This window comes from Segetibacter sp. 3557_3 (assembly GCF_004354985.1).
Classification (GTDB): domain Bacteria; phylum Bacteroidota; class Bacteroidia; order Chitinophagales; family Chitinophagaceae; genus Segetibacter.
This window is the reverse complement of the sequence record NZ_SMSK01000001.1, coordinates 605,123-626,468: the sequence shown is the minus strand read 5'-3', so window position 1 is coordinate 626,468 and position 21,346 is coordinate 605,123. Positions and strand designations below refer to the sequence as shown.

The following is a 21,346-nucleotide window of genomic DNA, read 5'->3' as shown; positions in this document are numbered from 1 at the left end:
CCCGGAGCTACCTATAGGAAAATTTGAAGAATAATGGATTTGGTATTGCAAGTGCAAGCAGCTTTACTGAAGCTAGAGCGTATCTCAACCCGCTCGTTAGCTAAATTAAACTTTCAAAAGTTTTGTTCAAAGTACTGGTGGGTAAAAGCTTTCAGCCCGATTAAAGATTGCACAACATTCGTCGGCACACACTTGCCTAATTTCCTTTACCTGCGTTTTAAAGAAAGCTTGTAAGTGACAGCAATTCATAAGATGAATAACCGGGATAATCTAAGGCACCAGCTGCAATTGGAGATCTGCAGTTTCGTAGAAGTTTATTAGCGGTCAGACTGCTTTTTAACAAAAAATACATGAGATAATAGTAAAGCGATCTCCATTTTTGGATTACCACGGGTTTCTGATCTCAAGTTGCTGTAGATTTTTTCTACTTTTTGTACTTCGCCGATTTCAAGAGTCCTATCCTTACCGTTCTCTTTCTGATCCGCCAGAAGAATACACAATTCATAAGCCGCTGCATGATCTCAGATATCGGGTTCCGAATTCGCTGTCAGGAAAAGCAACTTGGGATTACCGTTGCTAAATTTTTCCTGCCCCGCTCTCGTTGTCGTGCACAAAAAAAGCCGTCCCGAGGATTGGGACGGCTTTATAGTTGACTTCTGATGAAGTTAGATCTTACTATTGTAAAAGGTGAACTTCTTCTCGAACTTATCGTAATCAGCAGGCGATTTACCTTTGGATTTCTGCATTTTGTCTTCGTAAAGGTTCGCAAGCATTTTTACCGCAGTCGTTAATGAATTCTTTTCAATACGGGACTTTTCAGCTTTGGCATCAAGTACAGTATATGCTTTTTCCAGCCACTCGATAGCCTTAGTTGATACTTCAGCTGATTGTTTATCGATCTCGTCACGCTTAGCTTTTAGCGCAGGAGAAGCACCCTTGTTGTTGATATACCTTTCGCGAAGGTCGTTCCACTCATTGTTGTAAACGATACCGGCGTTGTAGGCGGCAATACCATTGTTTTTATCAAGTTCATAGGCCTTCTGAAAAGCTGCCCCTGCTTTTTTCTTTGTCTCAGCTATTTGGGTGCTGTCCATGCTTTTCGCATCATCTTTATTGATGTTAAAAAACATGTTACCGTAAGTGATATAATCTTCTGCGGTGAGTTTACCTCCTGCTTCTGCCTCAGTAAACATTTTCATTTTTTCAGCAAGTGTTGAGTTGTCCTCAGCATATGCCAGCTCCATTTGCTTCCAAAGCGGTTGTTCAGGATACAATTCTTTAGCGATAGCGATGTATTTCTCAAACATCGGCTTGTTCTTGGTATTAAGGTAGTGCCGGGTGAGATAGTCGTAAACACCTTCATAAGCCTTACCACCAATTTTCAGGTCTGCAAATTTTTGGTAGATCGCAGCCGCCTCATCTGATTTCTTGGCGTTTTGCGCAGCATAGCCGGTGAATAATGTTGTAAAGGTGTCGATCACCTGCTTGTTATTCCGCCAGTTATTTTGTGTGATCAGGTCACCCATTTCGTAAGACACCTTAAAGTTTGCAAGGGAGCTGTCCCATTGTTCACGATCGAAGTAGCTTCTGCCAATGTTGAAATACGTTACATAAATCTGGTCAACAACAGAAAGATTCGCTTCATTAAGGAGCTTCTTGCTTGGTTCCAGTTCAAGATATTTCTTAAAACTTGCGAACGCATCCGGACCCACTCCCGGGTACTTTACGCGTAACGCAGAGTCAGCGAAGATGGCTCCATTGATACGCGCCCTCCAGAGCCATGCTTCAGCACTGGTTTGTGCTTTTGTATCTTTCGCGAAGACCGCATCAATCTCCTTCTTAGAGTCTTCCACCTTTTTTAGTATAAAAGAGGTTTGTACCTTTTTAAAGTCCTGGGCGGATATGGTGCCCAGGCAAAACAACAATGAAAAGGCAAGCATTACTTTTTTCATATTCATTTTAGTTGATTATCAATTATTAATTAAACACTTTCAATTGTATCATCTTCGGCTGCTTCCGCATCGTCTTCGTCGGTGTCAGCCTCATCTGCCTCCGCTTCTTCGTCAAGCTCCTGGATGTCGGCATCTAACTCGCGACCTGTATTTTCAACCAGGTCCTGGATAGTCGTTTCGATTACCTCCGCTGTTACGGTCTCATCCGGCTCATCTTCTTCAATTTTGCTGATTGCTGCTATCTCATCATTTTCATCCAGTCGGATCAATTTCACACCCTGGGTTGCACGACCCGCTTCCCTGATTTCAGCTATCGAAGTTCTTATTGTTATACCCGATTTGCAGGTGATTACAAGGTCTTCCTTTCCGTTAACATCTAAAATGCCAACAAGAACCCCCGTTTTGTCGGTAACATTGATCGTTTTTACGCCTTTTCCGCCCCTGTTAGTTATTCTGTATTCATCAACCGGGGTACGTTTTCCAAAGCCTTTTTCACTTACTACAAGAATCGTTCTTGTGGCGTCCTCCTTATTAACACAAACCATACCAACCACCTCGTCTTTTTGGTCATCAACTTCTATACCACCAACACCAATAGCTCCGCGTCCGGTTGGACGAACTTTGGCCTCGGGAAAACGGATGGCGCGGCCGCTTTTCAGCGCCATCATTACCTCGCAGCCCCCATCAGTAAGTCTTGCCTCAAGCAACTGGTCTCCTTCAATAATGTTGATGGCGTTAACACCATTGGCTCTTGGGCGACTAAAATCTTCCAGCGCTGTTTTCTTGATTATACCCTTCTTGGTACACAACAGGATATAGTGGCTATTAACATACTCCTTGTCTGCGAAATTCTTGATATCAATGATCGCTCGTACCTTATCGTCCTGTGGCAACTGCATGAGGTTTTGAATAGCGCGCCCCTTGCTGTTCTTATCACCATCCGGAATTTCATAAACCTTTAACCAATAGCACCTTCCCTTTTCTGTAAAGAACATGAGGGTGTGGTGGGTAGATGCTACAAACAGGTGCTCAACAAAATCTTCATTACGCGTTTTACTACCTACTGCTCCCCTGCCACCTCTTTTTTGCTGGCGGTACTCATCAGCCGGGGTTCTCTTGATATAACCTAAATGTGAAATAGTAATTACAACATCTTGTTCCTCAATTAGGTCTTCAATTCGCATCTCATCAGCCAGATACGAGATTTCGGTCCGTCGCTCATCACCAAACTTCTCTTTTACTTCGTTTAGTTCCGTTTTAATCAACTCATAACGCAGTTCTTCACTACCCAGTAACTCTTTCAGGCGGTTAATCAGGTTCATTAATTCGTCAAACTCTTCGCGAATTTTATCGCGTTCCATTCCGGTTAACCTTTGTAACCTTAATTCAAGGATTGCTTTCGCCTGGATCTCATCAAGCCCCCATCCGGCAGAAATCAGGTTTTCCCGTGCAACATCGGGTGTTGGAGAACTCCTGATAAGGCTGATGACCTCGTCGAGGTGATCAAGGGCGATCAGGTAACCCTGTAGTATATGTGCTCTTTCCTGCGCTTTTCTGAGTTCATATTGTGTGCGCCGCACAACCACATCCATCCTGAAGTCGATGAACTCTACGATTAGCTCTTTCAGGTTCATCGTTTTAGGACGTCCTTTTGTTAGCGCAACATTATTGATACCATAGCTGGTCTGCAGTTCTGTAAACTTAAACAGCTGGTTCATAATCACGTTCGCAACCGCATCCCGCTTGAGGTCGATTACGATCCTGGTACCTTCACGCTTATTGCTTTCGTTATTCACGTGGGCGATGCCTTCTATCGTCTTGTCGTTTACCAGCTGCCCAATCTTATCGGTAAGCATATCCCGGTTAACCTGGTAAGGCGTAGCGGTAATAATGATTTGCTCCCGGCCACTCGGTTTTGTTTCAACATGACATTTGCCACGGAGTACTACCCGTCCACGACCTGTTAGGAAACCTTGTTTAACACCCTCCATACCATAGATCTGTCCACCGGTCGGAAAGTCGGGGGCTTTTACAAACTTCATGAGCTCCTCTATGGTAATTTCCCGGTTGTCGATATAGGCAATACAGCCTTCTACAACCTCGGTGAGGTTATGGGGCAACATGTTTGTAGCCATACCGACCGCTATCCCACTACTGCCATTTACAAGCAGTTGTGGTACCCTTGTCGGGAGTACTGTAGGTTCCTTAAGGCTATCGTCGAAATTAAACTGGAAATCAACCGTATCCTTCTCCATATCTTCCAACATCATTTCGGCAAGCCGTTGCAAACGCACCTCGGTGTAACGCATTGCCGCAGGTGGGTCACCATCCTGGTTACCAAAGTTACCCTGGCCGTCAACCATCATATATCGCATGGTCCAATCCTGGGCCATACGCACCAGGGTGTCGTAAATGGATGCATCTCCATGCGGATGATACTTACCCATTACTTCTCCAACAATACGTGCTGATTTTTTATATGCCCGGTTACTATGGTTTCCGAGTTCGTTCATCGCATACAATACCCGGCGGTGAACCGGCTTAAAGCCGTCCCGCGCATCAGGAAGTGCGCGACCCACAATTACCGACATGGAGTAGTCGATATATGCGGTTTTCATTTGCTCCTCGATATTTACCTGGATGATGCGGTCGTTGTCACTGGTTTGCAGCGGTTCTATGTTTTCTTCCATGTAAGTTTTAAGCGGATTTTAAAGGAGTTAACAGGTAATTTGAAAAGTGTGCAAATGTAACTTTTTTCAGCTGTAAAGCAGGTATAAATACTGGTTTTTAAGGGCTTGCAGCTGTTAAAATTACGGCTTGAGAGCAGGTAAGATTTGGGCTTCCAGGTAATCCGCAATCATATTATATTTTGTTCCAATAATGTAATTGCAAAGCCAGTTTTTGCACATGGGTAATCAGCAGGGGTAAATGCATTACGGGACGGATAAACCGTCAGTATGAACCCGTCTTAACAAAAAGAACGGAAGAATCAAGTATGTAAACAGCCAATTGGACGGCTATATTTGTTTTATGAAGCACATCCTTTTGTTTGGTGCGGGTAAATCTGCAACAGTTCTCATTGACTACCTGAAATCGCTCTCTACTGAACGGTCGTGGCAGGTAACTGTTGCAGACAGCAATAAAGATGTCTTGATGTTAAAGGTTGGCACTCATGCTTTCGTTAGCTGGGTGGAGTTGCAAATTGAAGATGCGGAACAAAGGATCAACCTGGTTGCGAAGGCAGACGTTGTGATTTCAATGCTTCCACCCTCTTTGCATTACCATGTTGCGCTGGATTGTATTAACCACACTAAACACCTGTTAACGGCCAGCTATATCGATGACAAGGTCAGGGACCTTGAACCACAAATCAACCAAAAGCAGCTGTTGTTTCTATGTGAAATGGGGCTCGATCCGGGGATAGACCATATGAGCGCAATGGAACTGATTAACAAAATCCGCGGCAAGGGTGGTGTCATCACTTCTTTTAAGTCCCATTGTGGAGGGCTGATTGCCCCTGAAAGCGATGACAACCCATGGCACTACAAGATCAGCTGGAACCCGCGAAATGTTGTTATGGCTGGAAAAGCAGGGGCGATTTACAAAGAAGACGGCCAGGAGGTTACGCTGGACTACCAACAACTTTTTGCAATGCCTGGAGTATTGCCCGTACCCGGACTCGATACAATGGCTTTTTATCCCAACCGCAACTCTCTCGGATATATTCCGGTGTATGGTCTTGAGCAGGCAGCCACATTCATGCGTACAACAATCCGGCATCCGGACTTCTGTTTTGGCTGGAACAATATCATTTCCTTAAAACTTACGGATGAATCCGATATCTATGAAACCGATGGAATGACTTTCAGCGATTTTTTTAGAATACACTTCGAAAAGCACGGTTTTTCACAATGGATAACAGACATGTTAAGTACGCGTCTTTCGTTTGCCAAAGATTTGATGAAGAACCTGATGCAGCTGATTGACGAGCAACCAGAAGAAAATGAGGAGCCCGAAGCAGAAGAGTCGATAATGCTGGTAAATGAAAATGGTGAACTGGATACCATAGGTATCGGCGACGTGCGGGATAGAACTGCCGAGGCTGTTGCGCTAAAAATGCACGAGGCGAACCTGAGTCTTAAACAGTTGTTCTTTCTTGGCCTTGATAGCGATCAACTCATCAATAATGGCAACTGCACTGCCGCGGAAATTCTGCAACTCATCCTTCAACAAAAACTTGCCTTACAGCCCAACGATAAAGACATGATCGTGATGTTGCATGAGGTAAAATATGAATTGGAAAATAGAGCACACGTTGTACAAAGTCACCTCGTTTGCAAAGGCGAAAACAGCGAAAGAACGGCAATGGCCAAAACAGTTGGGCTGCCCCTGGGCATTGCTGCAAAGCTGATACTCGATGGTGTCATAACACAGACCGGGTTGCATATTCCTGTTGGTGAACACATTTACAAACCTGTGTTAGCCGAATTAAGAAAACACGGCATTGTGTTTACCGAAACCAAAGGAACTGCCTAAGCTACTGCACTTCCATATACCTTCATTCTCCTCATTCAAGATTCTTAATTAAGCTTGAAAGAAAACCTGGCGTACAAAACCACGGTTCATTGGTAGCTTTAACCCCGAACATCCTCTGAAACGTCGCTGAAATGTTCAGGAACTCAGGGCATGCCTGCCTTATCTTTGCCGGGTTCTAAAAATGTTACATGAAGGTTTATAAGTTTGGTGGTGCAAGCCTGGGAAGCGTTGATCGGATTAAGCAAGTGGGTTCAATTTTGCGACAGGAGCAGCAAACCATGGTAGTGGTTATTTCTGCAATGGGAAAAACTACCAATGCGCTCGAGAAAGTTGCCGACGCTTTTTATAACGGCAACCAGCAGGATGCACTTAACCTTTTTAACCTTATCAAGGAAAGTCACATTACCACTGCAAAATACCTGTTGGTTAAAACCTACAATAAAACACTTGATGAACTTGAGTCTTTGTTTACGGAAGTGGAATGGCTGTTGCATGATAAGCCCGTAAAAGAATACGATTATTACTACGACCAGGTGGTTTGTATTGGTGAACTCCTGTCCAGTGTTATTGTAAACGCCTATCTACAGGAGACAGGCTTAAACGCTCAGTGGCTCGATGTGCGTGACATCATTCGCACCGATGATCATTTCAGGGATGCGCAGGTTGATTTCGAATTTACCCGTGACCGGCTGACTCCGTTATTGATTAACGCGTCTCCAACTTTTTACGTTACCCAGGGCTTTATCGGATCCACCGACGAAAATGAAAGCACTACCCTCGGCCGCGAAGGCAGCGACTATTCCGCAGCGATATTCGCTAACCTGCTTGGTGCAGATAATCTTACCATCTGGAAAGACGTGGAAGGGGTAATGAACGCCGATCCAAACAAGTTTACCGATGCCGTATTGCTGCCTGAGCTAAGTTATGCAGAGGTGATCGAAATGTCGTACTACGGTGCACAGGTAATACATCCAAAAACCATCAAGCCACTTCAAAATAAGGGCATCCCACTTCTTGTAAAAAGCTTTATAAACCCTGCCCTACCCGGAACAGTTATCAGCAAAAAAAATGTGAAAGGCCTTCCGCCCGTTAAAGTGATAAAAGAAAACCAGGTTTTGTTGCACCTCACGAGCCTCGACTATTCTTTCGTTGGCGAGGCGCCTATGATCTTCCTGTATAACCTTTTTGCTGAACTGGGCCTTAAGCCAAACCTGATCCAAACAGGCGCGATTGGTGTTCAGGTTTGCATGGATGATAAGCCTGGTAAACTCGACCAGGTTGCGGTGTCAGCCTCAGGTGTATTTGACGTTCAAATAGAAAAGGGTCTCTCGTTGTATACAGTACGGCATTATGCCAACGGGGGCGTAAACGGGGTACTGGAAGGTAGACAGGTTTTACTGCTACAGCAAACCGTTGATACCGTCCAATACGTGTACCGCTAAAAGGTGTGTGCAACCACCAGGTCAAACTTCATTGCTTATGCATTTTTTCAGTGACGAACGGAGGGATCCCGATTAAGCATCGTTGCCCGCCCGGCTGCGCCAGTCGGACGGGTGTCACTCCCTTGTACTTTAGGTAATTCTATTCACCGGAGTTCCTGTATGCATTTCGATAAACAACGTCAATTTTTGTTGCTGATCAATTAAAAGAAAATGGCCAGTTTGGCCCGGAAAAACAACGGTGTTCCGGGTGTAAAGTTAAGTTCGTCAACCGATGCAGGCTCGTTTAGCAATCTTGATTGTGTAGCAAATTGCGCCTCGTTCCATTTCTCGTTGAGGAGGTTTTCGAATGCAAGTCCTACTTCGTATTTCGGTCTTGTATAATTGATAGCGCCGTCAAGAATAAAATAGCCTTTTGCTATAATTGAATTGTCTTCGTTTGCGGGCCGGTCTTTAATAAATCGGTAGCTTAGTCCACCGTTTAGACCTGTTTTCTTCTTATAATAAATTCCGCCTGTTGAGGTCAGGTCAGGGGCAAGTGGAATGTAATCTGCGCCTTTTGGTTCTCCTATACTTCGCCCTTTACTCAGGTTTAAATTCGCATTTGCAAATAATGCATTGGTAAACTGCCATCTCGCGATCACGTCGAGGCCATACCTGCGGGTTTTGCCACCAGGCTCAACAATTCCTTCGTCGCCAACATATATAAATTCCTGCTCGAGGTACAGGTAGTAGGCAGCTATATTTATGAAGACCTGTTTGATAGGTTTTAAGTTAATCCCGAGATCGGCACCATAAGCTGCCGGCAAAATTTCCTTACCCCTGTTTGCTACCACTACCCTGCTGTCGTTTGAGTGGAAACCCTTACCGGTTTTTACGTATAGCTGAAAGGTTGGATCAACGGTGTACTGAATATTCAGTTTCGGGCTAACTATAGTTCTGGACCTGCCCGGCGATTGAATGGAAGACAGCCTGTCGTGGTAGTTAAAATTTAGGTGGTCGATCCGTAATCCGCCATCTAACAGGAATTTGCCTAACGACAATTGTTTTTGAACATAAGCGTAAAAATTCCCCTCGTTAATATCGCCTGACTTGATGTAATTCAGAAACCTGCGTTTAACAACATTCGAAAGAAATGAATTTTTAGTAGCATCGTACCTGAAACCAATTCCATATTGCGTGCTGACCATTGTGTTTGTGTAGAACCGCTGCCTGGCCAGCTTTGAGGTATAGCCTACCAGATGCCTTTTTTCACCCTGGTTGATTTCATCCCCGTTTACAGGGTCGTTAAGGAAAAAAGTAAAGTTTGAATAAAGGTTAAATATGTTCCGGGTATAATAAAGCTGGTTGGTTAACGTGTATCCATTGCTAAGGTTAGCGGTGATCAAAAGATTAGCATTGTATCGCTCTGTGTTGCCGCCTTCAGAAGGATCAATAGAACCAAAGCGGTCGATTGTACCGTTGTTTACAGCTCTTTCAGGTATTTGGCCGGAGGCGTCCCATTTGCTTTTAAACCCGGAAACAGAAAGGCTGAGCCGGGTATTGTTGGAAATAGCCTGGTTGTATTTTGCAAAAATGTTTACCCGGTTAAAATTTTGAGGATTAATCGTTGGGCCGTCACTATAATTTGCCTCTGCTGCAATGTAGGCGCTTTGCCTGTCTTTATTTTTCTTCAACAGGTCGGCCAGAGTGAGTAGCCTAATGGTGTTGAACCTGCCTGCTTCCACCTGGATCAGGTTGTTGCTGATATTGTCGTATGTTGAAAAACCAACGTAACCAGCAGTATTCAGGTTTCCCTGCTGCGCATAATAGGGCCCAGTTCCATAGTCGATGTTTTTGATTGTCTCAGGTATAACAAAATGGGCATCGGCATATCCCTGGCCGTGCGCATGGCTCACCATATTCACCGGCATCCCATCCACCGATACGGCAATGTCGGTACCATGATCGCAATCAAAGCCGCGAAGAAAAATTTGTTCTGCTTTGCCGCCACCTGCATGTTGAGCCACAAACAACCCCGGAACAATCCGCATGAGCTCCTGTGTTGTTTTTACCGGCCTCAGGTCAAGGTCCACTTTTGCAAGTGAATTAAACTTTTGCTGCCCGATGCCCTGTGAAAGCACGACGTCTCTTAGATTAACCATATCCCCTTGCAGTGCTGCAACCAGCGGTTTTCCCGGCTGCACTTCATAGGCCATCGTTTTATAACCGATGTAAGAAACGTTGATTGTCGAGAGGCTTTCATTGGTCCTTATTTGAAAAGCACCTGCAGCATCGCTGACGGAGGATAATTCCGGCTGACCAACAACAGACACGGTTGCTCCTTGCAGAGGTTGCCTGCTTTTGGCATCGATAACAATGCCTTTCTGAATGGTTTGTGCATTTAATGCAAGGCAGGCCAGGAAGGAGATGAAAAAAGCGAGAAAACGCTTTAAGGCGGAACGGTAATAGTTGACGTTTGTTGATGGTAGATTAGGATTCATAAGCTGTTTGTTGTGAGAAATGGGAAGAATCGGTAATCAAACAGCAGCTCAATAGCAGCAATCGCGTGTAGATGGGGTACATTATACAACCAAATGATGGATGGTGCGATACCCATGGCCAGCTATCCTATTAACAATAGCTATGGCCTGACATACTTACGATTAAAGTCTAAAGTGAACGTGTTTGTTAATTTACAACAAACCTGGGAGGAGGAAAATAATCATGGGTAAATGCATCAGAAAGTTCGCCCATATACGATTGCAGATGAACTAAATTAACAAGCGGGGTTTGTGCTTCATATGCTACTGTCGATACGAGATGAGGTGTAATGTCTTTTCCAAAATTCAGCCTTGAAGCAGGGGCGGTTGGAAGGTCTTCTGATGCATCTTCAAGTTCTTTATCAACATGGTAAACGCCATTGTGTTGGTGTACAACCGAGATATGTTCAAGCCTGTAGAAAGTGTGGGCAATGAGATCGGAAAAAATAGGAAGAACGGGTTTAACCAACATAACCAGGTATGCGTAAAGCACTATATATGTCAGCAGCTTCTTCATGCAGGTGGTAACGATCTGAGTTTATATATTTCGATTAAATAGCCGTTGATAACTCATTTGTTTGGTTGGGCGAGTCAGTAAGCCCAATTGCAGCATTCCTTGGATATGATTGCTCGTCGGCTCTGCTATTCCCCTGAAAATGCACTGTGAACCCTGTTGCGTTATGGCACGACGAGATGCCTGGTTTGACCAGACTACATGCAACCTATAGCTGAGGTCAGGTAAAGAAAACACGTTCAATTGTCCAATAACAGGCAATTACAGCGATCAGTGCCGAAAGTGGGTAAACAACCCATTTGCGATAAGCCTCCTTTTTACCAAACGGAATAACCAACAGGAGGTAAACGGCTAAAATAACCGCAACCTGTCCCAACTCAACACCTACGTTAAACGATAAAATGGATGTCAGAAATTTGTTTCTGGGTAAGCCGATCTCGTTAAGCGAACTGGCAAAACCAAGCCCATGAATTAATCCAAAGAGAAAAACAAGGATGATGCGCCAGGGCTTTAACCCGGAAATCAAAATGTTTTCAACAGCAACAAATAGTATTGATAGTGCGATGATCGGTTCAACGATTTCGCCAGGTGCAACAATTACGCTCTTCATGCTTAAGGCAAGCGTAAGCGAATGCGCAACGGTAAATGCTGTTGCCTGCCATAAGATTACCTTTAGCTTGTTGCCCAATAAACACAGCCCAATTACAAAAAGGATGTGATCAAAACCCTCGGGAATAATGTGATTAAAACCCAATTTCAGGTAGAACCAAATGACGTCGTTTGTCGGCGCCTTCTCAAGCACATAGTTGATGGTGTGGGCATAAAGGTTAGAACATGCCAGTACTAAAACAAGCACCAGCAAGCAAAGTTTGTAATTCAGTTTTGAACGCATAGCTGTAGCGATTTCGTGTGTGCACTACATGCGTTGCATGGCCGTGGAAGTTTCTGTTTTCAGGTGTTGTTCAACATAGGCGTTCGAAGCTGAGGCCTGTTGAAGAATCGGTCTTGCTTTATGGATGTTACCCGATTTATAATAGATAAGCCCGGCTCTGCTTAACAGTAGGGGATTTTTTGAGTTGGTCTTTAAAGCAGCATCAATATAGGGCGCTGCTTTTGCATATTCACCCATGTTGTATAGTACCCAAGCAACTGTTTCATTAACATCAATATTGTCGGGCCGGCGATTGTATTCGAGCATTGCATGCTCAAGTGCCTTCTTAGGCTGGTTCACTTTCAGGTAAGCATAAGCAAGCTCACGATCCGAGTAGTGGCCAACTGATTCATCATCGGTCTCCGGTTTAGAATCTTTCAATAAGGCCTCAATCACCTGATTGCAAACTGCCTCTGCCTTTTTGGTTTCACCTGCGGCTTTGTAAGCGTCTACAAGTTCTTCCTTAATGCTATTGTCTGTAATCATGGAGTCTGCTTTTTCATAATAGCTGATCGCTTTGCGGTAGTCTCCCGATGCCAGGGCCAGCCTGGCCATACCTGCAAGTGCATAAGCATACTCCGGTCGAACAGTAAGCGCAACCTGGTAGATATCTTGTGCTGATTTGTAATCGGCTGTTTTCTCGTATAAACTTCCCAATTGAACCCTTGTCCATTCGGTATGCTCATCGCCTTTTCCACCGGCTTCAACAGCCATTTTCATTGCAGCAATTGCGCCGGGATAGTCACCAAAGATTTCACGGAGGTATGATATTCTTGAATAAGAGGTGAGATCGGGCCGAATGGAAACCATCTTGTCGGCATACATTACAGCAGAGTCGTAGCTACCCATTTCAACATGGCCGTCTACCATTAAACCATAAACGTAAGCATTGCTCGGATTAATCTGTTGTGCCTGCCGGGCTGTTGCAAGGCCTTCGGCAAAGTGGTGCTGCGATAAGTAAACAAGTGATTTAAAAACAAGTGCATTAAAGTTTGTTGCATCAATTGAAAGTACCTTATTTACCTGCTGCATTGCAGCAGGATCGTAGTATTGGTGATTGCCGGTTTCCCGCGCTTCCTGTATATAGAGGGCAGCAAGTTTCAGGGCTGATTTGATATCAGTAGCATCGGCTTTTACCGCTGCCATTAAATCTTTTGCGCTTTGCTGTGTTTTCTTCCATTCCTCGTCATCGGCTGCTGTTGCCTTACGGGAGAGCAATGGGTAGGTTTGATTTTCTTTTAGCTGTTCTTTTCGGTTGTAGTTGTATACAATGCCTGTAACGGCAAGCGCAAAAACAACCAGTGAAATAATGTAAATGTTATTCTTTTTCATTTGTTGGGGTTGTTGGGGGAAGTTCTTTTCAGTAATCCATTACCGGAAGCCTGGTTTTTTCCGCTCAATCTGTGGTTCAACCGATGAACGGAATGCGACGCAACAGAAGCCTCCACATTGATATTATGCCGGTACCATAATATACGGGAAAAGTCTTGTTGTCGATTGAAGATGATTTTTAAAAATACCCGGTTGCAAAGACAACCGGGTATTTGTTGTTGGGTTAGTAATAATTAGTGTTTAACCACTTTGATGGTTTCAACGCGAACACCATTTCTTTCTGCAACGATCATATACATGCCTTTTGCAAAACGTGAGATGTCGAACTGAGCCGATCCGCTGGTGATTACTTTTGAAGCCATACGCTTGCCTGAATTATCCAGCAGACTGATATTGATACCTTGTTCTTTGGTATAAACATTAAAGTAGTCTGTAGCCGGATTTGGGGCAATGGTGAGCATGCTCTTCGCAGAGAAATTAATCATGCGCAACGGAGAGTAGTTATAAGAACCATCTTTTGCTACAAGCTTAACGCGGTAGATATTTGATACTTCAGTGGAAGGTGTAGCATCGAAGAGCTCATAAGAATGGGTTGATTTTCCGCCAACCATCTTTTGTGAGCCGATGCGTACAAATCCCTGAGCTGTCTTGCGCTCAACTTCGTAACGATCGCCATTGTTCTCATTCATAGCCGACCAGCGAAGCAATACTTTCTCGCCTGATTTATCAGCGTTGAACGTGAGCATGCTTTCAGCAACACGACCCTGCTGGCTCTTCGGACCCATGTATTGCGGACCTGTAAAGCCAACCCATGGTGTTTGTACAAACGGGAAGCATGACCTGATGGTAGTATCGTTTTTGGTAACACCTGCATTAAATGCGAGTGTTCTTCCCAGTTGTGGGGTAACAGGACTTCCTGTTCCGGGATAGTCATCGTACCACAAGCCAATGGCTGCAAGTACAACTCCACCTACTGCCTGGAGTTCAATGGTAGTCACATCATCCTCAAGTCTTCTTCCGTTTGGAAAACCATCCATATTAGGAATAAACTGAAGTGAAGTACCGGCGAAACGGTTATCGGTTAAACCAAGCACTGCTGCCTGTATCAAGCCCAATGAACTGAATTCAGGGTTAGGTGCTCCATTAACCATTCTTGGCGTAACAGGTACAGCCATGTTCAGGCGCAACATGTCGCCAAATGTAGGCAGGAAGTTGTTGATGAATGGCTTACCTGCAGCAAGCGGATTGTTTGCAGGTTTACCTGTTGCAAGCTGGTAAGGCCTCAAGTTTGGAACACCTGTCTTGAAGATTGGTAACAGGTCAACCGCACGTGGGCTTGCATTGTCGGGTAACAGGTAAGCACCAAAGGCCTCTTCTGCAAGGGCTGTTCCGGTGAGTGCTGCGCTACCTTTCAATGTATAAAGACCAGGCATGCCATTGCGGAAGTCGAAACTACCAAGTGACTTTGACTGTATGCGAAGGTCAGCAAGACCCGGTACTGCAGTACCGAACTTAGAGTCGTCCATATACAAGGCAAGCTCAGGGTTTTTGAGGTACTGGTCGAATTGTGCCTCGCCTGCTGAATTTGTCATTGTAGCGTTCCAAAGATCCTTAACACCAATCGGATTTACCACTTCGTTGGTCAACGGCATACCAAGTCTTGAAACCTGTACCCAGTTGCCTGAATGGGTTTCTTTACCGGTTGTTGAGTCGAAAGTGGTTATCATCTGACGGCTTGCGGTTGCATAAACACCGATAATGAAATCGCTGTCGAGTATGCTGGTCGCATTAAGCGTTTCTTTTCCGTCTTTCTGAAGTTGCTTGATCGGAATTTCCATTACGATCGAATGGGTATTCATCTTAGCAAGTCCATCACGACCTGTCTTGCGGAAATTACCCAGATCGAATGCGCCTCCAAGATCAACAAAGAATGGATCGTCAGAAGGTCCGCAGAAGATGTTTTCGTTGGTAACCGCCCTGATAGCAAGGCTCTCGCGGTAAGTTTCATAAGAACCGGGAGCAAAGCCAAAACCTACAGCCGGATCGTAAAGTGACCTTGGTCCGACATTGTTTGCAGGAACACGACCATTGATAACTATTCTTTCAAATGGGCGACCGTTCAGGCTGCGATCTACTTCGTATTCCGTTTTCATGTTCTGGTTACGACCACGGATGTAAAACCATGTGTTCGGATCCTGGTTCACCTGGCGGAACGTAAAACGGTAAACGATATCGTCGCCGGTTGTTGAAGCGTTGTTTTTGATGTGGATCTGGTAACGAACACTCGGAGAGAAGTCGTAGTAATTCGGCCCTCCATGAGGTGCTTCAAACGGTATGTAATTGGCGATGATCACCACATTATTGGTGTCGCACGGGCTTCTGAAAGCGTAAACATCTGTATTGTCTGCTAGCGGATCATATGCGATCAACGGTGCCTCCCGGTGCGATGATGCAATTGAAGTGGTTTGGTTAAACAGTACACAAACCAAAGTGGCTGCAAACAGATTTAAAATTTTTTTCATATAAACCTTTTATTTATTTGTTAGAACTTTGGTTGCATGGTGTAGTCAAATCCTCTCCATGGTGTTTGCTCGTAAGGGAAGGATACCCTGAACGTAGTATCATTCTGTTGCGGGCCGGCGTTAAAGCTTAGTACGTTCAACAGGTTTTGTGTTACCCCGCTACCGCCATTTGGATTGTAATCGTCGTAGTAAAGACCGATTGCAGCGAGTACAACACCACCTACTGCCTGTAGCTCAATTGTAGTTACATCGTCTTCAAGTCTTCTTCCGTTGGGGAAGCCATCCATGTTTGGAATAAACTGGATTGCGGTTGAACCATACGTTGCGTCTGTAAGTCCGAGCACGGCAGCCTGAACCAGGCCAAGTGAACTGAACTTAGGATCGTTACGTGGAGTTACCGGAACAGCCATGTTTAAACGAAGCATGTCGCCAAAGGTTGGAAGGAAGTTGTTGATAAAAGGTTTACCCGCAGCGAGTGGATTATTCGCTGGTTTTCCTGTAGCCAGTTGGTATGGAGGTAGATTTGGAACCCCGGTCATAAAAATCGGTAACAGGTCTACTGCGCGTGGGCTCATAGCATCTGGTAACAGGTAAGCACCAAAGGCGGCTTCAGAAAGTGCAGTCCCGTTTAATGCAGGGGTGCCTTTCAAAGGAAATAAACCTGGTTTACCGTTCCGGAAATCGAAGCCGGTGCCTGGAGTACTTCCGAGTGAGTGCGACTGAATACGAAGCGCATTAAGTGCAGGTACTGCTGATCCCAGTTGACTATCGTCCATATAAAGGGCGAGCTCAGGATTTTTGAAGAACATACTGAATTGTGCTTCTGCAGGACTGTTAGTCTTAACGGTATTCCATTTGTCTTTCATCCCGATTGGGATAACAACCTCGTTAGTCAGTGGCATTCCAAGGCGGGAAACCTGTACGTAGTCGCCAGAGTAGTTTGTCATGCCGGTATTTGCATCACGGGTTCTGATCTGCGGACGACTTGCACTTGCCCAAACACCAATAACGAAGTCACCATCAAGAATGCTTGTCGCCTGGCTGGTCATTTTGCCATCCTTTTGCAGCATATTGATCGGAATCTTCAGAGCAATACTGTGCACATTTACCCTTGAAAGACCATCTTTAGGTGGCGCAACAGTATTGTTGTTGTTGGCATTGTAGGTCGGCCGGAAGTTACCCAGGTCAGAAGCACCGCCAATGTCAACAAAAAACGGATCATCTACTTGTCCGCAGAAAATCTTTTCGCTTGATGTCGCAGTAGCGATTGCAGCCTGCATGAGGTTATTATAGCTTGTTCCTAAACCAATACCAGCTGAGTCGATAGAACGGGGGCCGATATTGGGCGGCGGAACGATGCCGTTGGTAAGGATGGTGGTAAAGGACATACCCCCATCCATGCTTTTTTGCACGGTATAGGTGGTTTTCAGGTTTTGTTTTCCCAAACGAATATTAAAGAAAGTAGTTGGATCTTCGTTAACCTGCGAGAAAGTAAAACGATAGGTGATATCGTCGCCCGAGGTTGTGGCTTTGTTTTTAATGTGGATTTCATAGCGAACATTTGGGCCGAAATTGTAGTAGTTTGGCCCACCTTCGGGTAGCTGAAGGGGAATGAAGTTGGCAATAATCGTAACCGTAGATGTGTCGTCGGGACTCCGGAAAGCATAAACGTCGGTGTTATCAGCCAGCGGATCATGTGATATCAGGGGAGCTTCCCGGTGCGAGGAAGCGTTGGCATGATACCCAATAATCAGCGAAGACAGGAGCAGGAGGCTCAACCGTCGTGAGAGGCAGGTAATTGTTTTTCTCATAATGTTTGTTTTAAAATTGATGCCATTGAAACAATTTGATGTGGTGAAATAAAAAGGTGAACTGTCCAGTTACGTGATGCATGCAATCTTGGTTTTGAAATTTTAAAAAAATTTTAACGACACCGCTTTGATAAACGCTGAGCCTCAGGAAGTTAAAAGTGGAGTGGTTTTACTGTAGAGTTGGTAAACCGGAGATGGTCGGTTGGAACCTGTCTTTTAAAGGTATTCAAAATCTTTAACATGAAATTATATTCTGCAGGCCAAATACGTGATTGGGATAGATATACCATCGAAAACGAGCCTGTGTCTTCTATTGATCTAATGGAACGGGCGGCAGGCATGTGTACCAAGTGGATCCGCAATCAGCCGTTCGACAACAAGCGGTTCAAAATATTTTGTGGTAAAGGAAACAATGGTGGTGATGGTTTGGCAATCGCCCGGCACCTGGCATTTAATGCCATTGAAATTGCCGTTTATATCCTGGAATTCGGTGCAAAAGGATCACCAGACTTCCAGGCTAACCTTAAACGCCTTCACGATTATACCCGCAAAATCTACTTTATCCAACCCGGGGTTGATTTTCCGGAAGTTGCCATTGATGATATTGTTATCGATGCCTTATTTGGTTCAGGACTAAACAAACCACTTGAGGGACTTACCGCTAAACTGGTGGAGCACATCAACAGGTCAGGTGCAAATGTCATTAGTATCGATCTGCCATCGGGCATGTTTGCTGATGCAAGTTCAAAAGACAACCCGATCGTGCGGGCGCGCACAACCCTCACTTTTCAAACTCCGAAACTCAGTTTCTTTCTGCCCGAAAATGATGTGTTTACAGGTAATCTTCAGGTCCTCGACATTGGTTTACACCCCGGTTATTATGCCGGAACGCAAACCAATTTCCAGCAAACCGGGCGACAACTCATTGACGCGATTTACCGGCCAAGGAACAAGTTCGCGCATAAAGGCACATACGGCCATGCGCTTATGGTTGCCGGAAGTGAGGGAAAGGTAGGTGCGGCTATCCTGGCTTCACATGCGTGCCTGCGCGTGGGGGTTGGGCTGTTGTCGACTGCTTTGCCTGCTGAAGCTATCCCGATTTTACAAGTGGCCCTGCCTGAGGCGATGGCGGTGTCGGCAGAAGCGTTGGATGAAATCCATTGGCAAAGCTATGCGGCGGTAGGGATAGGTCCGGGTCTTGGCACATCAGCCTCTGCACTATCGATCATGGAAAGCGTACTGGCGAACGTTAATTACCCGGTGGTTGTGGATGCAGATGGATTAAACCTCATCGGGGCAAACCGGGGCCTTCTTGATCAACTGCCTGCCGGAAGCATACTCACCCCTCATCCAAAAGAGTTCGAGCGATTGTTTGGTAAAGCAGCGGATGGATTTGAACGGATTAGTGTATCCCTCGCTCAAGCTCAGCGGTATAACATCTACATCCTGGTTAAGGGTCATTACTCGTTCATGGCCTGTCCTGATGGTTCGGGCTACTTTAACAGTACAGGAAACCCGGGTATGGCGACAGCCGGTAGCGGGGACGTGCTCACGGGTATACTTACAGGATTACTCGCGCAGGGTTACGAACCAAAACAGGCTTTACTCTTTGGGGTATACATCCACGGGATGGCAGGCGATTTTGCAGCGGCGAATTACAGCCAGGAAGCGATGATTGCCGGTGATATTACCAGGTCTCTTCCCGAAGTATTCAAGGATTTTGCGAGAAAACAGGCTTGATCCTGTTTGGTGACCAACGAAACTTTGTCCCGAAACATTGCAGACTCTGGGCTGCGCAGTGTTTCGGCTGTTTCCGGGTTTCTTGCGCACAAAATTGCTCCAAACTTCTGCCCGGAGTAGTACAGCCGGGCACAAAAAAGCGGGTACAACTAAAGTCCGTACCCGCTCTTGAAATCATCTCGAAAAACGCATCTATCTCCTTTGATCTAATTTTTTTGGACCAAACTAAGGACGAATATTGAACATCGTTGCCAGTCCGAACTCGTCCATCCGGGCGCCGTCGCACTCCCGTCCGAACCGGTTTATCCGGGCGGGCTTGTACCTTCTACCATTATTCGGCAAATCGCCCAAAGAGCCGGCCTTACCTAAACGATATTGAACACCTGATCATTTAGCTCATAAACGGATATTCAAAGTTCACCGCTGGTGAAAATGTTTCTTTTACAGTTCTGGCACTTAACCACCGGTAGAGGTTGATCATGCTACCCGCTTTATCGTTTGTTCCGCTTGCTCTTGCCCCGCCAAATGGCTGCTGGCCAACAACGGCACCCGTAGGCTTATCGTTGATATAGAAATTACCCGCTGAATTCCGCAGCTTATCAGTTGCCACTTCAATGGCCCTCCTGTCCCTCGCGATAATTGCGCCGGTTAGTGCATACGGAGAGGTGCTGTCGAGTAATTCAAGCGTTTCTTCAAACTGCTCCGCATCATAGGTGTACACGGTAAGTACCGGCCCGAAGATCTCGTCGCACATGGTGACCGACTTGGGATCTTTTGTTTCGATTACGGTTGGCTCAATAAAGTAGCCATTTGTTTTATCGCAATTGCCGCCTGCCAGTATTGTCGCATTCGGGTCGTTCTCAATATTATCGATATACCCCTTGATCTTATCAAAACTTCTTTCGTCGATAATTGCGTTGATGAAATTTGAGAAGTCTTCTACCGAACCCATCTTCATCTTTTTAATGGTTGCCACCAGTTTGGTTTTAACCTCTTCAGCGATATTGGATGGAAGATAAGCCCGTGATGCCGCCGAACATTTTTGCCCCTGGAACTCAAATGCACCCCTGGCCAGGGCAGTAACCACGGTATCTACATCAGCCGTTTTGTGCGCAATTACAAAGTCTTTACCTCCTGTTTCGCCCACAATCCGGGGATAAGATTTATAAAGCCCGATATTCTCACCTATCGTTTTCCACATAGTATTAAATACACCTGTTGACCCGGTAAAGTGAACCCCACCAAAGTCGCGGTGCGATAAGCAAACCTTACCGAGGGTTGGTCCATCCACATAAACCAGGTTGATGACTCCGGCAGGCAGACCCGCTTCAACCAGCACACGCATAATCATTTGTGCAGAGTATACCTGGGTGTTTGCAGGTTTCCAAACCACCACATTTCCGCACATTGCTGCGCTACATGGTAAGTTGCCTGCAATCGCCGTAAAGTTGAATGGAGTAACTGCGAGTACAAATCCTTCCAAGGCACGCCATTCTGTACGATTATGCATCCCGGTACTGGATATGGGCTGCTGTTTGTAGATTTCGCTTAAGAAGTGCACATTGAACTTTAAAAAGTCGATCAATTCGCACGCACTGTCGATCTCGGCCTGGTATGCATTTTTGCTCTGCCCCAGCATCGTTGCCGCGTTGATATAATAACGGTATTTCGTTGCTAACAGGTCGGCTGCTTTTAAGAAAACGGCAGCCCTTTGTTCCCAGCTGGTGTTGCTCCAGGTGGCGTGCGCCTGCATTGCAGCATCAATAGCTTCATGCACATGATGCTCAGTTCCCGCGTGAAAATATCCGAGCGTGTGGTCCTTCTCGTGGGGTGGGTGTATCGCAACCCGATCACCTGTCTCAACCTGCTTTCCGCCGATATACATCGGTATTTCAGTTTCAGCGCTTTTTAGTTCGGCAAGCACTTTTTTAAGGGCGGCCCGTTCGGGGCTGCCGGGTGCGTATTGGAGCACCGGTTCGTTTACCGGCATGGGGTAACTGAAATATCCTTGGTTCATATCGGGTAGTTTGATTTTTGGAGAGGCAAA

12 protein-coding genes are annotated in these 21,346 nt (G+C 45.5%); 3 read left to right on the top strand and 9 right to left on the bottom strand.

Annotated features, from left to right (window positions below; all coding sequences use genetic code 11):
- Positions 1-665 precede the first annotated feature (665 nt).
- Positions 666-1,958 carry a hypothetical protein gene (locus EXU57_RS02140; RefSeq protein ID WP_133266509.1) on the bottom strand — a complete coding sequence of 431 codons (1,293 nt, stop codon included), beginning with the start codon at positions 1,956-1,958 and terminating at the stop codon, positions 666-668.
- Between the two features lie 23 nt (positions 1,959-1,981).
- A complete protein-coding gene (gyrA, locus tag EXU57_RS02135; RefSeq protein WP_133266508.1) occupies positions 1,982-4,642 on the bottom strand; it encodes a DNA gyrase subunit A in 2,661 nt (886 codons plus the stop codon).
- A gap of 340 nt (positions 4,643-4,982) precedes the next feature.
- Between gyrA and EXU57_RS02130 the strand changes: the two genes are divergently transcribed.
- A complete protein-coding gene (locus tag EXU57_RS02130; RefSeq protein WP_133266507.1) occupies positions 4,983-6,488 on the top strand; it encodes a saccharopine dehydrogenase C-terminal domain-containing protein in 1,506 nt (501 codons plus the stop codon).
- 188 nt (positions 6,489-6,676) lie between these two features.
- Positions 6,677-7,930: an aspartate kinase gene (locus tag EXU57_RS02125; protein ID WP_133266506.1), complete on the top strand. Its 1,254-nt coding sequence runs from the start codon at positions 6,677-6,679 to the stop codon at positions 7,928-7,930.
- 200 nt (positions 7,931-8,130) lie between these two features.
- On the opposite strand, the gene EXU57_RS02120 is transcribed toward EXU57_RS02125, so the two are convergent.
- From EXU57_RS02120 to EXU57_RS02095, 6 genes are all read right to left on the bottom strand, one after another.
- Positions 8,131-10,410 carry a TonB-dependent receptor gene (locus EXU57_RS02120; RefSeq protein WP_133266505.1) on the bottom strand — a complete coding sequence of 760 codons (2,280 nt, stop codon included), beginning with the start codon at positions 10,408-10,410 and terminating at the stop codon, positions 8,131-8,133.
- 187 nt (positions 10,411-10,597) lie between these two features.
- Positions 10,598-10,966 carry a hypothetical protein gene (locus tag EXU57_RS02115; protein WP_133266504.1) on the bottom strand — a complete coding sequence of 123 codons (369 nt, stop codon included), beginning with the start codon at positions 10,964-10,966 and terminating at the stop codon, positions 10,598-10,600.
- 217 nt (positions 10,967-11,183) lie between these two features.
- Complete coding sequence (locus EXU57_RS02110; RefSeq protein ID WP_133266503.1) at positions 11,184-11,855, bottom strand: HupE/UreJ family protein; 672 nt, start codon at positions 11,853-11,855, stop codon at positions 11,184-11,186.
- A gap of 24 nt (positions 11,856-11,879) precedes the next feature.
- Positions 11,880-13,226, bottom strand: a complete 1,347-nt coding sequence (locus EXU57_RS02105) for a tetratricopeptide repeat protein (protein ID WP_133266502.1) — start codon at positions 13,224-13,226, stop codon at positions 11,880-11,882.
- A gap of 233 nt (positions 13,227-13,459) precedes the next feature.
- Positions 13,460-15,748, bottom strand: a complete 2,289-nt coding sequence (locus EXU57_RS02100; protein WP_133266501.1) for a DUF4331 family protein — start codon at positions 15,746-15,748, stop codon at positions 13,460-13,462.
- A 20-nt stretch (positions 15,749-15,768) separates the two neighbouring features.
- The gene (locus tag EXU57_RS02095; RefSeq protein WP_133266500.1) at positions 15,769-17,559 is read right to left on the bottom strand and encodes a DUF4331 domain-containing protein; all 1,791 of its coding nucleotides are present in this window, start codon (positions 17,557-17,559) and stop codon (positions 15,769-15,771) included.
- Between the two features lie 240 nt (positions 17,560-17,799).
- Between EXU57_RS02095 and EXU57_RS02090 the strand changes: the two genes are divergently transcribed.
- Entirely contained in the window at positions 17,800-19,299 is a 1,500-nt protein-coding gene (locus tag EXU57_RS02090) for an NAD(P)H-hydrate dehydratase (RefSeq protein ID WP_133266499.1), read from the top strand.
- Positions 19,300-19,690: 391 nt separating this feature from the next.
- On the opposite strand, the gene pruA is transcribed toward EXU57_RS02090, so the two are convergent.
- Entirely contained in the window at positions 19,691-21,316 is a 1,626-nt protein-coding gene (gene pruA / locus EXU57_RS02085) for an L-glutamate gamma-semialdehyde dehydrogenase (protein ID WP_133266498.1), read from the bottom strand.
- Between the last annotated feature and the right edge of the window lie 30 nt (positions 21,317-21,346).